16 protein-coding genes are annotated in these 15,504 nt (G+C 38.5%); 1 reads left to right on the forward strand and 15 read right to left on the reverse strand.

Features of this window, described 5'->3' with window-relative positions; all coding sequences use genetic code 11:
- Window positions 1-58 precede the first annotated feature (58 nt).
- Window positions 59-1,747 (forward strand): methyl-accepting chemotaxis protein, encoded by a 1,689-nt coding sequence (locus R70723_RS25110; RefSeq protein ID WP_039876509.1) that lies wholly within the window; start codon window positions 59-61, stop codon window positions 1,745-1,747.
- A 35-nt stretch (window positions 1,748-1,782) separates the two neighbouring features.
- On the opposite strand, the gene R70723_RS33835 is transcribed toward R70723_RS25110, so the two are convergent.
- From R70723_RS33835 to R70723_RS25180, 15 genes are all read right to left on the reverse strand, one after another.
- Window positions 1,783-1,938: a hypothetical protein gene (locus R70723_RS33835; RefSeq protein ID WP_179088066.1), complete on the reverse strand. Its 156-nt coding sequence runs from the start codon at window positions 1,936-1,938 to the stop codon at window positions 1,783-1,785.
- Window positions 1,939-2,060: 122 nt separating this feature from the next.
- Window positions 2,061-2,708, reverse strand: a complete 648-nt coding sequence (locus tag R70723_RS25115; protein WP_039876511.1) for a YdcF family protein — start codon at window positions 2,706-2,708, stop codon at window positions 2,061-2,063.
- Window positions 2,709-2,711: 3 nt separating this feature from the next.
- Complete coding sequence (gene rfbB, locus R70723_RS25120; RefSeq protein WP_039876513.1) at window positions 2,712-3,707, reverse strand: dTDP-glucose 4,6-dehydratase; 996 nt, start codon at window positions 3,705-3,707, stop codon at window positions 2,712-2,714.
- Window positions 3,708-3,747: 40 nt separating this feature from the next.
- The gene (rfbC, locus tag R70723_RS25125) at window positions 3,748-4,302 is read right to left on the reverse strand and encodes a dTDP-4-dehydrorhamnose 3,5-epimerase (protein ID WP_039876516.1); all 555 of its coding nucleotides are present in this window, start codon (window positions 4,300-4,302) and stop codon (window positions 3,748-3,750) included.
- A gap of 18 nt (window positions 4,303-4,320) precedes the next feature.
- Window positions 4,321-5,199, reverse strand: a complete 879-nt coding sequence (gene rfbA / locus R70723_RS25130; protein ID WP_039876517.1) for a glucose-1-phosphate thymidylyltransferase RfbA — start codon at window positions 5,197-5,199, stop codon at window positions 4,321-4,323.
- Window positions 5,200-5,216: 17 nt separating this feature from the next.
- Window positions 5,217-6,383, reverse strand: coding sequence for a nucleotide sugar dehydrogenase (locus tag R70723_RS25135; RefSeq protein WP_039876518.1), 1,167 nt, complete (start codon window positions 6,381-6,383; stop codon window positions 5,217-5,219).
- A gap of 23 nt (window positions 6,384-6,406) precedes the next feature.
- Window positions 6,407-7,837 (reverse strand): polysaccharide biosynthesis protein, encoded by a 1,431-nt coding sequence (locus R70723_RS25140; protein WP_039876520.1) that lies wholly within the window; start codon window positions 7,835-7,837, stop codon window positions 6,407-6,409.
- Window positions 7,834-8,910, reverse strand: a complete 1,077-nt coding sequence (locus tag R70723_RS25145) for a glycosyltransferase family 4 protein (protein WP_047171227.1) — start codon at window positions 8,908-8,910, stop codon at window positions 7,834-7,836. The genes R70723_RS25140 and R70723_RS25145 overlap by 4 nt, the downstream gene beginning before the upstream one ends.
- Window positions 8,907-10,169: an O-antigen polymerase gene (locus R70723_RS25150; RefSeq protein ID WP_039876521.1), complete on the reverse strand. Its 1,263-nt coding sequence runs from the start codon at window positions 10,167-10,169 to the stop codon at window positions 8,907-8,909. The genes R70723_RS25145 and R70723_RS25150 overlap by 4 nt, the downstream gene beginning before the upstream one ends.
- Window positions 10,169-11,068 carry a glycosyltransferase gene (locus tag R70723_RS25155; protein WP_039876522.1) on the reverse strand — a complete coding sequence of 300 codons (900 nt, stop codon included), beginning with the start codon at window positions 11,066-11,068 and terminating at the stop codon, window positions 10,169-10,171. The genes R70723_RS25150 and R70723_RS25155 overlap by 1 nt, the downstream gene beginning before the upstream one ends.
- Window positions 11,065-11,991, reverse strand: coding sequence for an alpha-1,2-fucosyltransferase (locus tag R70723_RS25160; protein ID WP_039876524.1), 927 nt, complete (start codon window positions 11,989-11,991; stop codon window positions 11,065-11,067). The genes R70723_RS25155 and R70723_RS25160 overlap by 4 nt, the downstream gene beginning before the upstream one ends.
- 28 nt (window positions 11,992-12,019) lie before the next feature.
- The gene (locus tag R70723_RS32350) at window positions 12,020-12,922 is read right to left on the reverse strand and encodes a glycosyltransferase family 2 protein (RefSeq protein ID WP_052421465.1); all 903 of its coding nucleotides are present in this window, start codon (window positions 12,920-12,922) and stop codon (window positions 12,020-12,022) included.
- Window positions 12,923-12,948: 26 nt separating this feature from the next.
- Window positions 12,949-13,749 (reverse strand): NAD-dependent epimerase/dehydratase family protein, encoded by an 801-nt coding sequence (locus tag R70723_RS25170; protein ID WP_039879254.1) that lies wholly within the window; start codon window positions 13,747-13,749, stop codon window positions 12,949-12,951.
- Between the two features lie 2 nt (window positions 13,750-13,751).
- Window positions 13,752-14,381, reverse strand: a complete 630-nt coding sequence (locus tag R70723_RS25175) for a sugar transferase (RefSeq protein ID WP_039876525.1) — start codon at window positions 14,379-14,381, stop codon at window positions 13,752-13,754.
- Between the two features lie 109 nt (window positions 14,382-14,490).
- Window positions 14,491-15,504: a stalk domain-containing protein gene (locus R70723_RS25180; RefSeq protein ID WP_039876526.1), complete on the reverse strand. Its 1,014-nt coding sequence runs from the start codon at window positions 15,502-15,504 to the stop codon at window positions 14,491-14,493.

Raw genomic sequence — 15,504 nt, forward strand, 5'->3', positions numbered from 1 at the left:
GTAGAGCTGCGGCTTAATTTACATACCGGATATTTTGACTGGGGGAAGCGGGAAAAGGATGAAAAAGAGAAGTATCGGAACCAAAATTAGCATGATTATGATAGGCGTGCTGCTTGTCTTTTCGGCTGCTGTGATGGTGGTCGCCATTAATGAGATGAAGAGCGGAATTACCACCTTTGCCAAGGAGAAGGCGCGGAGCGATCTGAAGCTGGCTGAAGGGTTCCTTGAATATAAATACCCAGGACCTTGGCAGATCAGAGACGGTCAGCTCTACAAAGGCAACCTGCAGATTAACGGGAATTTCGAACTTGTCGATGAGATCGGCGAGATGACCGGTGATACGGTGACTATTTTTCAGGGGGAGGAGCGGGTAACGACTAACGTGATGATCGATGATCAGCGCGCGGTCGGTACAGCAGTCTCGGAAGAGGTCAATCAAGCGGTGCTGATCCAGGGGGAAGAGTTCTACGGGGAAGCGGATGTAGTAGGCCAAACCTACCAGACTGCATATATGCCGATTCTGAGCGAACAAAATGAGATTATCGGCATTTTCTATGTTGGCGCACCGCAAGGCTTGATTGATGTGATTATCGCTTCCTTTATGAAGCATTTTGCGTGGGTGATAGTCATTTCTATAATCCTATCTGTTCTGGTGATGGTGTGGTTCATCCGCCGGATGAGTGCCAGACTCAGCAGAATCTCCTCAGCATTGCAGCATGCAGGCGGCGGTGACTTCACCGTTTCCATACAGGATGCTACACGGGATGAAATCGGCGACCTGGTCACAAGCTATAATCAGATGAAAAACAGTCTGCAGACCCTGATCGCTCACGGTCTCACCACAGCAGCCAAGGTGGGCAACGCAACCGGCACAATTAAAGAGGTCACAACGCAGACAGCTGCAGAGTCTAAGCAGATTGCCCTGGCCATCGGAGAGGTCGCACAAGGGGCAGAAATGCAAACCCAAAGCAGCAACGAAAATCTGCTGGCTATGGAGGAGGTCTCGATCGGAATCCAAAAGATTGCCGAAAGCGCCGCCGACATTTCCGCCTCTGCCCATCATTCTAGACTGCAGGCAGAGGCCGGAGCCGGGTTCGTTAACAGCACCGTCCAGCAAATGAACCAGATCAGCCGCTCCGCGCATGAGACAGACGGCGTCATCCGCCAGCTGGACGAGCAGTCCCGGGAAATCTCCGCTATTCTTGCTGTTATCCAGCAGATTGCAGGCCAGACGAACCTCCTTGCCCTTAACGCTTCTATTGAAGCAGCACGGGCAGGCGAGCATGGCCGGGGCTTCGGCGTTGTAGCCACTGAGGTCCGCAAGCTGGCCGAACAGTCCGGACAGTCCTCTGCCCGCATTGCCGAGCTGGTTCATCAGATGGAGAACGGAATGCAGCAGTCCGTGCTGGCCATGGCCCAGATGATCGGCGAGGTTCAGTCCGGCCTGCAGATCGCGAGTGATACCGAGAACAACTTCCGGGAGATCCTCGTGACCAACGGCCAGATCACTTCGCAGATCGAAGAGATGGCCGCAGCCTCCGAGCAAATGTCCGCCGGAGTCCAGCAGATCACCGCCTCCGTCACCAGCATCACCGAAATCGCCCGCACCACCAGCACCAGCTCCCACCAGGTCGCGGCCGCTACTGCGGTACAGCTTGAGGGGATCGATGAGATCAGCCGCTCTGCCGCGGGGCTGGTCAAGACTTCGGAGGAGCTGAAGGGGGCGCTGGGGCGGTTTAGGATATAAACAATAAAGTATTATAGACAGCAAAACGGAGGCCCTTAGGCCTCCGTTTTGCTGTCTCCAGCCCGCCGGTTCAATAACTGCCGTCTCTTCGATCCGAACTTCACCCAGATCCGGTCATCATCATCCCGGAAAAACTTTATCTTTACCCACTTCAGCGGTGTCCAAATTTCCTTGAAGTAATAATTTGGCATAGGACTTCTCTCCCAGAGGATAAGTAGATTCTTAATCTAATTATAGACCGGGATAACTAATTTGTTTGTCGGAACCTGTCCACCAAAACATGAAATGTTTTATGTTTTTTTGTCAGAAATCGTTATATATCAAACCACTTTTTAACTTGATAAAGTATCTTTTTAGCTTCTGGACCATTATACCCGAGAAAATTCCCCAACATTTTACTGTATTCTTCAAAAATTAACCCTCTACTGTATTGATTACTCCACCAGCGACTAGCATTAAAATTGGTTGGAGATGATACATAGGTGAGTTGAATATCAGAATTTTTGTATATGTTATCAAAATTAAACTTTGTTCTGCGCATATGGAAATTAGAAGAGACTACAATTGCCGAAGTATATTTCTTTTCTTGCATTATTGCCAAAGTAAATACAGCATTCTCATAAGTACTTCTAGCTGACTCTTCTGATATAATGTCGATTTCAGATATGTTATTTGCAATTGCTGTATTTAATAAATTTCCTAGAGGGCCAGCAAATCCATTTACATTTGTGAGGATAACTTCAGACGCGTATCCTTCATTGTATATCTCCGCTGCTTTTTCTACTCTTCCTGCTCCACCACTTAGTACTATAATAACATCTGCTTTCTGTGGAGCTTGTGAAAGCACAAGAAAACGCCCCGCAAAAAGCAAGAATGCAACGAGAAGTAACATAGGTAAATATAGAAATATGATTTTTTTCCTATATTTACCTGGCTTAAATTTGAATGAAAATTTTTTCATGAATTACTTCCGATAGTCGCCACTAAGAATAAGCTCCCACCATTCGGTGTTATCTATGTACCATTGAATAGTCTGAGCTATTCCTGTCTCGAAAGTATAAGTCGGTTTCCATCCTAGCTTCTCAAGCTTGGTCGGATCGATAGCATAACGTTTATCATGACCCAATCGGTCCGTGACAAACTCAATAAGATCTTCGGATTTACCCAGAGTCTCAATAATCGTTTTAACCACTTCAAGATTAGTGCGCTCATTATGGCCGCCAACGTTATAGACCTCACCGCTAACACCTTCATGAAGCACCAGATCAATCGCAGCACAGTGATCCCATACATGCAGCCAATCACGGATGTTTTTACCGTCACCATAGACAGGAACCTTCTGCTCATTCATTACCTTAGATATGGTCAGCGGAATCAGTTTCTCAGGGAAATGATAAGGTCCATAGTTATTAGAACAACGTGTAATATTCATCGGTAAGCCAAACGTTTCATGGTAGGCACGTACGAGCAAATCAGAAGAGGCTTTACTTGCACTATATGGGCTGTTAGGCTGTAACGGAGTCTCTTCTGTAAAGAAAACAGTCGGATCGAAATCCAATTCGCCATAAACCTCATCGGTAGAGACATGAACAAACTTAGAGATTCCAATCTTTCTGGCAGCATCAAGCAATACTTGAGTCCCCATTACATTCGTACGAACGAACACTTCAGGATCTGTAATCGAACGGTCCACATGACTCTCAGCTGCAAAATGCACGACATAATCAAACTTCTCTTGTTCAAACAGGGATATAACGGCCTCACGATCCGCAATATCAGCCTGAACAAAATGATAATTTGACTTATGTTCAATCTCAGAGTGCTTGGTTAACTCTCCGGCATATGTCAGCAAATCCAGGTTAGTAATATCGTAATCAGCATATTTCTTAACCATGTATTGTACGAAATTACCGCCAATAAAACCGGCACCGCCTGTAATCAGCAACTTTTTCCTGCTCATTCTATACACCTCAGATTTATCTATTTTTCTCGATGAAAGCTTAGTATTCGAAATTCACTTGAGCATCCTTTAGCAAAGGTGCCTTCTCGTCTTTACCAGAAAGGATTGGCGTTACATCGATGGGCCATTCTACACCAATAGCAGGGTCATTCCAAAGAATACCGCCATCGCAGTCCGGAGCATACAGCTCATCACATTTGTATTGAACTTCAACCTCCTCGGTCAGAGTCATGAACCCATGTGCGAATCCTTTAGGGATAAGCAGTTGCTTCTTATTATCTGCGCTCAGTTCAATTCCGAACCACTTACTGTAGGTAGGGCTACCTTTTCTAATATCAACTGCTACATCATAGATAACGCCTCGCGTACAGCGAACGAGCTTAGTCTGAGCTTTAGGATTCAATTGGTAATGAAGTCCTCTAAGCGTTCCTTTGACAGCTGAGTAGGATTGATTATCTTGTACAAAAGTAATATCAATGCCCTGTTCTTTGAATTTCGCATCACTGAAGGTCTCCATGAACCATCCGCGATGATCCCCGAAGACTGCCGGTTCAGCAATATAGACTCCTGGTAGCAATGTTTCTGTCAATTTCATCTGCTCACACCTCAGTACCTAGTATTTAATTTTACCAGTAGCAACTTTAATTAAATATTGACCGTAACCCGTTTTACTGAGCTTCTGACCACACTCTAACAGATGCTCTTTAGTGATCCAGCCATTGATATAGGCAATCTCTTCAAGAGCTGCAATTTTAATGCCTTGATGGTCCTCAATAGTTCTAACAAAATTAGTCGCATCTACTAGACTCTGATGAGTCCCAGTATCCAACCAAGTAAAGCCACGACCCAGCAATTCCACATCTAAATCACCTAGATTAAGGTAGGCTTCATTAATGGACGTAATCTCAAGCTCTCCTCTTACGGAAGGCTTAACACTCTTCGCAATCTCAACAACCCGGTTGTCGTAGAAATAGAGTCCAGTAATAGCGTAATTAGATTTAGGATGTACCGGTTTCTCCTCGACACTCAATACTTTACCATCTTCATTAAATTCAACCACACCAAAACGCTCCGGATCTTGTACATGGTACCCGAACACAGTGGCACCCTGCTCCTTTTCCGAAGCCCGTTTTAGCATTTTTCGGATTCCGTTACCATAATAGATATTATCCCCAAGGATCATAGCAACGGAGTCATTTCCGATAAAGGACTCCCCCAAAATAAAAGCCTGAGCTAAACCATCAGGACTTGGCTGAATTATGTATTCCAGCGAGATACCGAACTGTGATCCATCACCTAAGAGACTTTCAAATCTCGGTGTGTCCTCTGGGGTAGAAATAATAAGGATTTCTTTAATGCCAGCGAGCATTAATGTAGAAAGTGGGTAATAGATCATAGGTTTGTCGTATATGGGTAACAGTTGTTTGCTGGTTACCATGGTTAGTGGGTAGAGGCGGGTTCCGCTGCCGCCTGCTAGGATAATACCTTTCAATTGAGCACCTCCTCTAATTAATCCCGTCCAAACAAATCTCTTGTATATACTTTGTGACTAACATCTTCTAAATCATAAGATAACCGATTCGCTACAATTACATCACATAGCTCTTTAAATTGTGAAAAATCATTTATTACTCGTGAATTATAGAATTTCTCACCCGAAAAATTGGGCTCATATACAATTACTTCAATACCTTTAGCCTCAATTCTCTTCATAACACCTTGAATTGCAGACTGTCGAAAATTATCGGAATCAAGCTTCATTGTCAATCGGTAAATGCCTACAATTTTTGGTTTCCTCTGTAGTATCATGTCAGCAACATGGTCTTTTCTGGTGCGATTAGCATCAACAATAGCGGCAATGATATTGTTAGGAACGTTCTCATAATTAGCCAATAGTTGCTTCGTGTCCTTCGGAAGACAGTAACCTCCATAACCAAAGGATGGATTATTGTAATGGTTGCCTATACGCGGATCAAGTCCTACACCATCAATGATTTGTTTGGCATCAAGTCCTCTAACTTCAGCATATGAATCCAGTTCATTAAAAAATGCAACTCTCATTGCTAAGTAAGTATTCGCGAACAGCTTGATTGCTTCAGCTTCAGTAGAATTAGTAAAGAGCACATCAATATCATCTTTAAATGCACCTTGAACCAACAAGTCAGCAAATACCTTAGCCCTCTCTGACTGTTCCCCTACTATTATTCGAGAAGGATACAAATTATCATGAAGTGCTTTTCCTTCCCTTAAGAACTCAGGTGAGAAAATAATATTATCCGTTTTAAACTTTTCTCGAATAGATTCTGTATATCCAACAGGAACTGTAGATTTAATGATTACAATTGCATTAGGGTTTATTTCAATGACCTGCTCAATTACCCCTTCTACACTACTGGTATCAAAATAATTCTTATCTGGATCATAGTTGGTTGGTGTCGAAACAATAATGTATTCGGCCTGTTGAAACGCGCGAACGACATCAGCTGTTGCAGTCAAATTTAATTTCTTGCTTGCAAGGAAATGTTCAATATCAGCATCAATAATAGGTGAGATCCGATTATTAATCATCTCCACTTTTTGAGTATCAATGTCTAAAGCCGTTACTTCATTATGTTGAGCCAATAGGACTGCATTGGATAACCCCACATACCCAGTTCCTGCTATTGCAATTTTCATAGTTCCTCCCACAACATCGGCTTTTATTCTGTATTACTCGAACGCAAGCGTGTGTTAATTAGAATCAGCAAATTCGAAAGTTCTTTTCGTTTAATTAGTAGATATACGAAGTAAATTCCTAGATATAATATAAATCCCACATAACCAGCAAAGTACCAATTGAATAAAATAAAACAAATACTAACAACAAGCTCGTACACTGTATCTTTGAAAACTTGAATCTTGATAAACTTAGCCAGAATAATTTCTGCAAGTATACATCTGAAGGCAAGTAAGATAAATATTGATAAAACAGCCAACAAGAGGTTGGATACAACAAAGATCGATACATATGTTGTTAGAACACTAAGTCCTAGTGTAATCCCATTCACGAACAAAATTGTTTTCTCTTTTCGATAGTTCTTTAAGTAAGTATTGATAAGCATAGAAATCTTGCTTTCATAAATACATATCGGTAGAATAATAGCCATATATTTTAAGGATTCGCTGTATTTAGGCAACCATTGTGACAAGAGCAGAACTCCAGGGTAATAGAGAACTAGCAATCCAAACAGTGGGAACATCATCCCATTCCTCAGATGCAAATATAATCTTGGTAATTTCTCCTGCTTTGCCTGCCTTAACAAAGGGAACATTACAACCCCTACTGAGTTAACCAATAGCAACAATAAATTTGAAATACTTAATGTGAGTGATACCTTACCAAAGGTTGCAATATCCCATTGACGTTCAATCCCCCATCGAACCACCCCAATGATAAGAGTACTGGCAATATTGGCAATCATCAATTTTATTCCTATACTAATATTATCCCATGCTTCTCGAATACCCTGGCTACAAGAAATGGCTTTACCAATGACAATATCTTTACACAGATACGCAAGCATTAGAAAACTCACGATCTTACTCACCATATCAATTATGATAAGTGGTTTATAAGATACGACGTGAAGAACAAGTGCAACAACTGTAAGCAAGAGGTACAATACCCGGTCAATAATATTAAATAGTGCAAACTCCTTGATCCGGTTCGTTGCCTCCAGGATATAAAAGAAAAGCGACCTCATGATAAGAAAAAAACCGCTGATTGCTGTAATTATGAGGATATAACGTTTATCTGGGTCTGCTATGAAACTAAATATAATTCCAAGGAAAGCAAGTGACAAAATAGTCTCCGTTATAGCCATCAGCCAGAACTGAGAGATGAGCACAGCTCTATCCAATTCTATATATTTAGCGCCCCCGATCTTCAGGTAAATGCCATCGCTCCACCCAAAACCTAAAATTCCTATGTAATTCAAATAAAAAACATAAAGCTGCCAATAGCTATATTCTGTTACACCTAGTACCTTAGGAACAATTAGTATAAGAAAAATAGAGATTAAGGTGGATAATACTTTAGCATTAACGCTGTAAGTCAAATTTCGGGTCAATACCTTTAACTTTGAATTCATATTGTCCTCTTAATTTCAGTATTATTGAGTATACTCATAAATTGCGTTTGAGCTTGATAAAGTGAAAAACCTTTGACATCACTGCTTCCATTATGAGCAATTTCAATTCTTTTGGGGCTATTCTCCAATAAATGCAATAGATTCGCTTCCAACTTATCCAATTCCTTAACTGGTGACAGTAGAGCATTTCTACCGTTAGTAGCGTATTCATGAACTCCTTGACAATCGGTACTTACTAACGCACAGCCACAAAACATACTCTCGAGGCCAGTTAAACCATAACCTTCAACCGCACTCGTAACCATATAGATTGCTGATTTATTATATATTTCATGAAGTTTTGACTCGTTAGCATTTCTTGTATAAGTGATATAGTCGGGTAAATCTTTAGGCGGCTCCGGGGAACCAAACAACTCAACAGTCAGATCAGGATACTTTTCCTTAACTTTATGGATAATCTCCAATCCTTCTTTGCTTCTCTTTCTCTCATCCCGATGATATAACATTGCAATAGAATGAGGGGATCGAGACTCAACAGGGACAGATACATAAAACCGATTGCCATCAATACCGTTAGGAATATAAATCGACTCAGTAGAACTATGCACATCGACAATCTGCTTCAACCATTTGGATATTACAATATGTTCCATAGGAAATTTGTATGAATCATAAACTTCTTGATCCGTTCTATTCCAGTTTTCAAAATCTTGAATCAAATATAATTTTCTACCTTTGGAAGACTGCAGTGCATTGACTTTAGGAGCAGTACCGCAAGCGGTAGCGACAATAAAATCAGCGTCTGGAATTGAATGATTATCTACCGCGAAGACAGGTAATTTCCTTATCTTCTTATCTAAAGGGAACCATCTAGGCTCCCTTGCGGCAGTAATACGTTTCAACTGAAAAAAAAGGGAGGGTGGTATTCGATATGGATTCTTCCCAGTCCCACAGTCATAGATAATATTCACATCCATCCCATTAATGGAACAATAATTCGCATACTGATATACAATTTTATAACCGCCCGCTATTTTTGCACTGGGAGGCGGTAGGATGAAATTAATGTTCATTTTATCTCCTCATCTAGATTCGACTTCTTTCTCATAACAATGAACAGGTATATGAATGCTAGTGCATAAGAAAGATCTGAGAATTGAAATCTTATCATAGAAAGCAGAATTGCCTGAACAAATATCAGATAAATTGCAAGACTCCTGATACTAAAATTACGTTTTAATGCTTTGTATGCAAACGAGCTAATAAGCCCAAAAAGAATAGAACCAATGAAAACACCAAACAAACCAAAATCAGCATAAAAATACATAAATAAAGAGACACAGAAATTATATGTCACCTCTGGTGCTATAAATGCTATAGATTGCCATTGTTCGATATATATATCAGATAATTGAAATAATGAACTATTAACTCCCAATCTTTCAAGTACAGAAAAGACGGGTCTAAATACCCCCTGTAGTGAGGTTAATCCATAAGTATGTTGTCCAATTACATTAAACTGCTCAATTCTCTGACTCATATGAGGAACTGTGCCCACAGTATACATATATATAGTTCTAAAAATATCCGATTTACGCAATAATGTAATATACACCATACCAATTACTATAAATAAGGTTATAAGGGTCACATAAATATTGCTGTCTTTTTTCTTTTTGTTTTTTTTATTATCCTCATACAGCGTTTTTAAAATTATTTTCGTAATAGCAACATCTATTAAATAGTATAAAAGAAATAATCTTGCTCCATTCGTTAATACAACTCCGAGTATCGTAAATAAAGTTATAAACAAGTACTTTTTGTTCTTGTGTACCAACATATATATCACTGAAATATGCATCATAACATGTGTAAATGGCAAGGCAAAATAGCTCAGTAATAGATTATTTTGAGATTCCTGAATCTGACCTATCATAATATATCGAATTTCATAGAAATTCGCACCTTCCATCAATAGCTTGATAGTTGGTGCGGCTGCACTCCATACGATTATACAGGTGATAATTGTAAACAAATAATAAACTCTATCATTAATCATGTACTGGGAAATTTGATTATCTGGTTTTATCAAAGTCCCCACTTTAAGACCGGAGACAAGAAGACATCCAATACCAAAAGAAGCTATTCCTAAACTATAAATAAGAAATACATAATCATTAGGCTTAAATAGATCATATAGCTGCAATTTACTCCCTATAACAACTAGGGTCCATAGTCCAGAAAACAAAAACAGGGGATTATATATATTTTTTTCTTTAATCCAACTAAAGCCCATTAAAAATGTACACAGTAAAATAATTGCTACAAACACTAGGCCAGCTCCCTTGAATTTTCAGGATCATATTTCCCCATTTTCCCTTTTTTATAATCACGGTACGCAACTTTTATAGCTTTAAATTTTTCAGTCTTTCTAGATTCACATATTAGAACTAGAGCCAGATGACGGGTAATAGTTAAACCTAAATATGCAACTTTTTTAATTCCGTTGAAATTTTCTTTATACTTTTGTACAAGATAAAGTCTATTTCTGAAAATATAATAATGACGGATAGGATTATGCCCTGAAAATTTAAATATTCCCCCTTGGGTTTCTCCTAGAAACTGATATAAAATAGCACCACTAATTCTAACTGTTTTAAAACCAAGTTTCCTTAGCTGTACACAATATTCATAATCAACCCTATCAATAAATAAAAATTCATCGAAGCCACTACTCTGAGAATACACCTCAAGACTTACAACACTTCCTGAAGTAATAGCCCATGAAATCTCCGAAAAAACAGTACTTGGCTTTGTCTGTACTGTTCTTGCTCTAATCTCACCATTTCCTTTCATATAGTGAATTTCAGGAGTATATATACCAATATCTTTTGAAGCATGATTTCTAATTTCTTGAAACATTTTTCGAATATCTTCAATTTTAAAAATACTATCTTGATCCAACAACAGTAAATATTTATACCCATCTTTTTTAGCCAAGTTACATAGTTTATTTAAAGCTACTGCTATTCCGTCATTTTTATTATTTGCAATATAGGTATACTCATCTTGTTTCAGGTTAATTAAACAAAGGGGATTAGGATTTTCTTCTGTGTTGTCATAAATATATACTCTAGGAACAATTTCCGAGTAATCTTTAACCTTAAGAACTTCTTCATCTGTCGGATTGTAAAAAACCACTCCAATAGCAAACTCAACGTAACTATTCATGTAGAAACTCCTTTAAAACTATTTAGACTTAGCATCTGTTCAAAGTAAATATCCGGCTTAATCTTACAATCATTATACCAGCGATCTGGGGCAATAATTATTTTATTGGGATTATCTGCTAAATAAGCCCCCCACCATGAAAATGAACTATTTGAAATCACAAAGTGTTTGCAAGAGTACATTAAACGAAGGCTTTCATAATCCTGAAATCCCTCGATGAAACGCACTGGATATTTGAAATTAATTTTTTTTGCTCTGTCAATATCATCCGAAAAAATATAAAATACCGAATCTGGATGTTGTTCGAAAATCTCGTCCATTGCACGAGTAAAATAGTCCTCATTGCAAATATTAAGTGAAGAAGAATTTCGGTAATCATCACCAAGACGCATACTGACAGCTATTGAGTTAGATTGTGTAATATCATCCAACTCGTTCTGTTCACGTTCTGATACTGGCTTATTAACCTTCAATTCACTACAAATCTGTTGACTATATTTTTCAAAATACTTTTCGCTCTGAAAATATCCATATACACATTTCAGTTTAGATTTACTGGACATGCTTTCATAATAGTATCGATCAAAATTATAATACAAGCCATATTTAGATAATATTTTGAACGGGTAATTTCCATATCGATCAATTTTTGTTGATATTTTCGCCACTTTATGATAAATATGATATGTTTTTTGTGAAAAACGTAATAAAAAACTCTCTATCTTATTTATTTCAAGGTCATTATTAGTTTTAAGAAAGTCATTTATTTTCAAATTCAGCAACGAGTAATTTCTTATTTTATACTTTTCGTAGCCTGTTATATCAAGATAAATATTGTCTCCATATTCCAAGGCAAGCATTCTTGCATATGCCACCTGAAACATTTGATTTCCCAACCCGCCCATCAATCTAACTAAAATCATTAGAACCTCCCATTTCCGCTTCCACCATTCAATTCATTGAATTCATTCGTAATTTTTGGAATATTTCAGAAAAAAAGTATTTGGGAGAGGTAAGAAAAGCCAAGCATAAATTTACTATAGACAATTTATACTCCTTGCTCCTTACTCCCACGACAGCCAGAACAGAATAATGTCTGAACTTTACATACTTGATCTGACTGTTATTTAATTTGCTGAAATAGTTTTTTTTAAACTCATACAATTCGTTTTCTGCTATTATTTTATTTTTACCAACCGAAATTCTTTCTGCATCATGTATATATTGAATCACATCGGCCCTTGGCAGATAGCCAATTCGCAGATTTCCCACAATAGCCTTAAGCATAAGCCTAAACTCTTGCCCCATAGTTACATCATCAAAACCCTTTAATTCAATAAGTTTTTCTCTTTTAAACATATAAGTATCTGTAGGAGTTAAATGATGCATAATATGCTGTTTTAGCAATTCACCGTTGGAAAGATCTGTGACATACTTATGGTCTCGGTAATCAATTAACTTCCCCGTAATATTACATATTTTCACATTAGTAAAAGAAGCGTCTAAATTATTATCGAGCATATACTGTAATTGGTTTTCGATTTTCATCTCTTCATACACATCGTCATCATCTAAGAAAGTTATATAATCACCTGAGGCGACACTGATTCCTTCATTTCTTGCTAGAGCTCCACCCATGTTAGTAATATTTTTATGATAGATAACTTTTGCTCTTTCTATGTATTCCTTTATTCTATCCTCTGTCTGACTTCTGAAATCGGAAATCGGATCATTATCATCCACAACAATTATTTCAACATTTTTATATGATTGCTCTAAAACAGAGTCAATTGCTCTTGTTAAGAACTCACTACGCTTATATGTTGGAATAATAACACTAACTTTATAATTCATTTCATCCATCCTCAAAGTTACTTGTATTACTTCTCATATGTTAAATTACCAAACATTTTCCGCACGATATTTACATTTTTGAAAAAGGTAATTACTATCCAACCCAGTATAGGAGATAAGTGTATATTCTTGCCCTCAGTTGCCGCTAGTTCCTGAATTAACCTGCTAGTATTAGTATATTGTTCATCTTGAGGTAAATATAGTCCAGGGTTCTCATTATCAATATAACCCTTCAAATCTTTACATAGTTTAATAATACTAATCATGCTTCTTTCATTTTCAATGCGAGGAAAGACTGGAATTTTCACAGCAAGTCTCTTTAATCTAGAATAATTTCCAGGGCAGTTATCACCGTAGATCATAGGAGGTCTAACTATTACAACGTTAAATTTCTTATCATTTAGATTATTCAGTTTTTTTTCCGCTTCTAGCTTACTTATACCATACATAGTTTTGGGAGAAGGAACAGACTTTTTGTTTAATACAACTTTCTTTAATAACTCGCCTTCTTCCCCATATACAGCCATTGTACTTAAAAATACAAACTGTTTAACTCCTGCTTTCTTTACTTCCATTGCTATTTCTGTAGGTAGAATAGCATTTACTTCAAAAAACATTTCTTTCATCTCAGTCTTTTCTTGTTTATGTACTATTCCAGCTACATGCAGTACAACATCATATTTCGAAAAGTCATGTTTCCTCCACGCCGTTCCATGTACGGAGATTTCTTCAACCTCATATTGCTCAGGCCATTGCTCCAGCCATTTCATAAAGCTTGTACCTACATAACTTCCCTTACCGGTGATCAATATCTTTTTCTTGTACATAATTACAAAGCAGCTCCTTTGGTGCGTGTTGTTGCTTCCTGCTCGTCGGCCCCTTCTCTTACACCATCAGACTTAAGCACACTTGTTATGGTCATGAAAAAAACCTTGATATCGAAAAAAAGCGAAAGCTTTGTTACATATTCGCCATCCAGTTTAGCTTTAACATCGATGGGCAGTTCATCTCTACCGTTAATTTGCGCCCAGCCTGTCAATCCAGGCCTTATATTATTCGCTCCATAAACATCCCGTTCAGCACTCAAGTCATATTGATTCCATAGAGCTGGTCGTGGACCAATAATACTCATGTCCCCTTTTAGTATATTAATAATCTGAGGCAGCTCATCTAGGCTTGTCTTCCTCAGGAATTTACCTGCCCTTGTAATAAAGAAATCAGGGTCTTGTAACAGATGCGTTGGCATTTCTGCTGGAGTATCTATACGCATTGTTCTAAACTTGAATATGTAAAACTCTTTTTTATCTTTACCTATTCTTTTTTGCTTAAATAAAACCGGTCCTTTAGAACCTACTTTTATGAAAATAGCAATAATCAAGAAAAAAGGCCATAACAGGAGAATTCCGATTAGAGCCAGTAGAAAATCAAAGATTGGTTTTACAATGGTATAAGGCTTCATAATTTCACCTGATCCTTTTAGTACTAGTATTTCGAAATATGCACAGCCTCATTCTCGTTATTAGAAATAGAGAGTGAGGTTGTGCTGTACAAATTAAATAGCAACCTTGTTAGTCCGCCATACCTTCAGCCAGTGCCATACCTTGTTGTAATTCAGCTTCAAAGGTTGCTCTATACTGACTGATAACATCTGTACTGTACCCACTGGCAGTCAACTGCTTCTCTGCATCAGCAACTATGCTATTGAAGCTAGAAGTGGATGAAGCCAGTTGTTGCTTACCTTGAGCCAGGAGGCTAGCTTTGGTTGCTTGATCTGTTGCTTGAACATATTGAAGTGCAAGACTCATCAAAGCCGAACTGCTCTGATTACGTAATGAAGAGAGCTTCGCTTCTGTGGCACTTGTAATTTGTTCATAGGTGACTGTACCTGTTCCAGTAGATCCGCCTCCTCCAGCTGCTCCAGTCGGCGGTGCTGGTGTAGCTGTTGCAGAAGGAGTTGCTGGAGTTGCTCCAACCCCTGTAGAACTATTGTTAGTTGAGCCGCTATTCTGCTCTTGATAACTAGCGGATGTAGAAGTAATAGTCTTTGTCTTTTGATCCCAAGAGATTTTATGACCTACAGACTCAGAAAGATAACGAAGTGGAACGTATAAAGAACCGTTCAACATATAACTTGCCTGTCCTGATGGTATAGCTTTAGTTGTTCCATTAAAGACATAGCTCGCTTTCACATTATTAAGAGTAATACTCTTAGCTGCTGTTATGGAAGTGTTCGCATTTCCAGCATTCATAAGATATTCTTTAATAATGACATGTTCAGAACTGCTTGGTTCAGCAACAGTAACTTTCAAATTTTTAGCGTCCCAGCTGACACTCTTCTGTAAGGAGTAGGAGACAAATCTAATCGGCACATAGGTTGTATTATTGTAAATAAAGACATATTGACCCGTTGGAGGTTGTATATCTACACCGTCAAATACCATTTTCACATTCACACTCTGAACTTTAATGGAATCATGGACAGATGCAGCAGAAACTGATACTGGAGCTGAGGCGGTTAAGGGTGCGGCTCCTATTAGCACAGCTAGCAAACATACCGCTGCAGGTAATTTAATATTAAACAT

This window comes from Paenibacillus sp. FSL R7-0273, assembly GCF_000758625.1.
Classification (GTDB): Bacteria; Bacillota; Bacilli; order Paenibacillales; family Paenibacillaceae; genus Paenibacillus_AQ.

What these genes read in the sequence shown, in the direction of transcription:
- rfbC (WP_039876516.1), bottom strand. Translation starts at nt 4,302, where the DNA reads ATGAAATTGACAGAAACATTGCTACCAGGAGTCTATATTGCTGAACCG.
- R70723_RS33835 (WP_179088066.1), bottom strand. Translation starts at nt 1,938, where the DNA reads ATGCCAAATTATTACTTCAAGGAAATTTGGACACCGCTGAAGTGGGTA.
- R70723_RS25135 (WP_039876518.1), bottom strand. Translation starts at nt 6,383, where the DNA reads ATGAAAATTGCAATAGCAGGAACTGGGTATGTGGGGTTATCCAATGCA.
- R70723_RS25140 (WP_039876520.1), bottom strand. Translation starts at nt 7,837, where the DNA reads ATGAATTCAAAGTTAAAGGTATTGACCCGAAATTTGACTTACAGCGTT.
- R70723_RS25180 (WP_039876526.1), bottom strand. Translation starts at nt 15,504, where the DNA reads ATGTTTAATATTAAATTACCTGCAGCGGTATGTTTGCTAGCTGTGCTA.
- R70723_RS25160 (WP_039876524.1), bottom strand. Translation starts at nt 11,991, where the DNA reads ATGATTTTAGTTAGATTGATGGGCGGGTTGGGAAATCAAATGTTTCAG.
- R70723_RS25175 (WP_039876525.1), bottom strand. Translation starts at nt 14,381, where the DNA reads ATGAAGCCTTATACCATTGTAAAACCAATCTTTGATTTTCTACTGGCT.
- rfbB (WP_039876513.1), bottom strand. Translation starts at nt 3,707, where the DNA reads ATGAGCAGGAAAAAGTTGCTGATTACAGGCGGTGCCGGTTTTATTGGC.
- R70723_RS32350 (WP_052421465.1), bottom strand. Translation starts at nt 12,922, where the DNA reads ATGAATTATAAAGTTAGTGTTATTATTCCAACATATAAGCGTAGTGAG.
- R70723_RS25110 (WP_039876509.1), top strand. Translation starts at nt 59, where the DNA reads ATGAAAAAGAGAAGTATCGGAACCAAAATTAGCATGATTATGATAGGC.
- R70723_RS25115 (WP_039876511.1), bottom strand. Translation starts at nt 2,708, where the DNA reads ATGAAAAAATTTTCATTCAAATTTAAGCCAGGTAAATATAGGAAAAAA.
- R70723_RS25145 (WP_047171227.1), bottom strand. Translation starts at nt 8,910, where the DNA reads ATGAACATTAATTTCATCCTACCGCCTCCCAGTGCAAAAATAGCGGGC.
- R70723_RS25155 (WP_039876522.1), bottom strand. Translation starts at nt 11,068, where the DNA reads ATGAATAGTTACGTTGAGTTTGCTATTGGAGTGGTTTTTTACAATCCG.
- R70723_RS25170 (WP_039879254.1), bottom strand. Translation starts at nt 13,749, where the DNA reads ATGTACAAGAAAAAGATATTGATCACCGGTAAGGGAAGTTATGTAGGT.